A 1640-nucleotide genomic window follows, 5' to 3' on the forward strand; every position below is an offset into this window, starting at 1 on the left:
AGCTTGTCTTTTAACCTCTGACGGCGCTGTTGGCGGGTTCGTCAGAGGTTGCTTGGTGGCGAGAAGTGTTGGTGCCGTGTGGATTTCGTTCGTTCGGCAGCGTGTCGGCGTGACATGAGGCGGCCACCGCATCATCATCGTCGGGTTCCTTCCAAAGAGCCTGAAAAGAGACGCGGTGGCCGTGGATGCCAGTGTGCCTCGAGCGACGGGTTCGGTCGAGTCAACGCGCTCGTTCGAGCTGGATTGTCTTGCGGTATTTCGTAATTCGTTCTATCGGTGTCTCGAGATGCGAGCCGACGCGCTGTTCGAGTTGGCCGACGCAGTGCTGTGCAGCGATGGGCCGGTCACCACGCTGGTCGGCCTGTCGTTGGTGGCTGAGCACCGCCGCGGCCACGGTGGGCTGTATGACGGTCTGGGCAGTGGCCGCATCGACGTTGCTGGGCTGCGGCGATCTTTGGCTGCTCTGTTGGTGCCGCGTGATGGCGATGGTCGGATCATGCTGGCCGTCGATGTCAGTCCGTGGCTGCGTCCGGACGCAGCGACCAGCCCGGACAGGGCGTTCTGCCATGTCTACGGACGTGGGAAAGGCCAAGCGCAGATGATTCCGGGGTGGCCCTATTCGTTCGTGGCGGCGCTGGAGCCCGGACGTAGTTCGTGGACCGCGATGCTGGACGTGGTGCGCATCGATCCCAACGACGACCTCACCACGGTGACCGCCACACAGGTTCGTGAGGTCGTCGACCGACTGCGTCGGGCCGGCCAGCATCGGCCCGACGATCCAGACATCCTGATCGTGTTCGACGCCGGCTACGACGTCACCCGGCTGGCGCACCTGTTGACCGACCTGCCCGTGGAACTGGTCGGCAGAATCCGCAGCGACCGAGTCCTGGCCTTCCCTGCCTCTGCCCGGCCGGCGGCCAGGACCGGCCGCCCGGCCAAGCACGGCCCGGAGTTCGCGCTCGCCGATGCCGCCACCCACCCCGAACCGGCGGCAGCGACCCGCGCCGACACCGACCGCTACGGCGTTGCCGAAGCCTCCGCCTGGAACCGGCTGCACCCCAGACTGAAACACCGCGACAACTGGGCCGGCCACGCTGGACCGTTGCCGACCATCGAGGGCACCTTACTGCGGCTGCGAGTGCAACGACTGCCCGGCGATCGCAACCCGAAACCGGTCTGGCTGTGGTGCTCCAACCCTGAAGCCACCGCCCCCGAGATCGACAAATACTGGCGAACGTTCCTGCGCCGCTTCGACATCGAGCACACCTTCAGATTCTTCAAACAAACCCTCGGCTGGACCCGCCCCCACCTGCGTGACCCCCACGCCGCCGACCGCTGGACCTGGCTGGTCATCGCCGCCCACACCCAACTACGCCTGGCCCGCACCCTCACCCACGACCTGCGCCACCCCTGGGAGAAACCAGCCTCACGCCCCCACCACCTCACCCCGGCACGAGTCCGCCGCGGGTTTCGGAACCTCCGCCCGACAACAGCCCTACCCGCCAGAGCACCGAAACCCTCCCACCCCGGCCCCGGACGCCCACCCGGCACCAAAAACAAACAACCAGCCCCACATCAACCCGTCGGCAAAACCCCCACAACCTCCACCGGCACAGCCGGTGGAGGTTAAAAGACAAGCT

1 protein-coding gene is annotated in these 1640 nt (G+C 66.2%); it reads left to right on the forward strand.

Going from position 1 to position 1640, the window contains the following annotated elements; all coding sequences use genetic code 11:
• Positions 1-193 precede the first annotated feature (193 nt).
• Complete coding sequence (locus ACIBG0_RS42240; protein ID WP_397041295.1) at positions 194-1630, forward strand: NF041680 family putative transposase; 1437 nt, start codon at positions 194-196, stop codon at positions 1628-1630.
• Positions 1631-1640 lie beyond the last annotated feature (10 nt).

The sequence above is a fragment of the Nocardia sp. NPDC050630 genome (genome assembly GCF_044457245.1).
Classification (GTDB): domain Bacteria; phylum Actinomycetota; class Actinomycetes; order Mycobacteriales; family Mycobacteriaceae; genus Nocardia.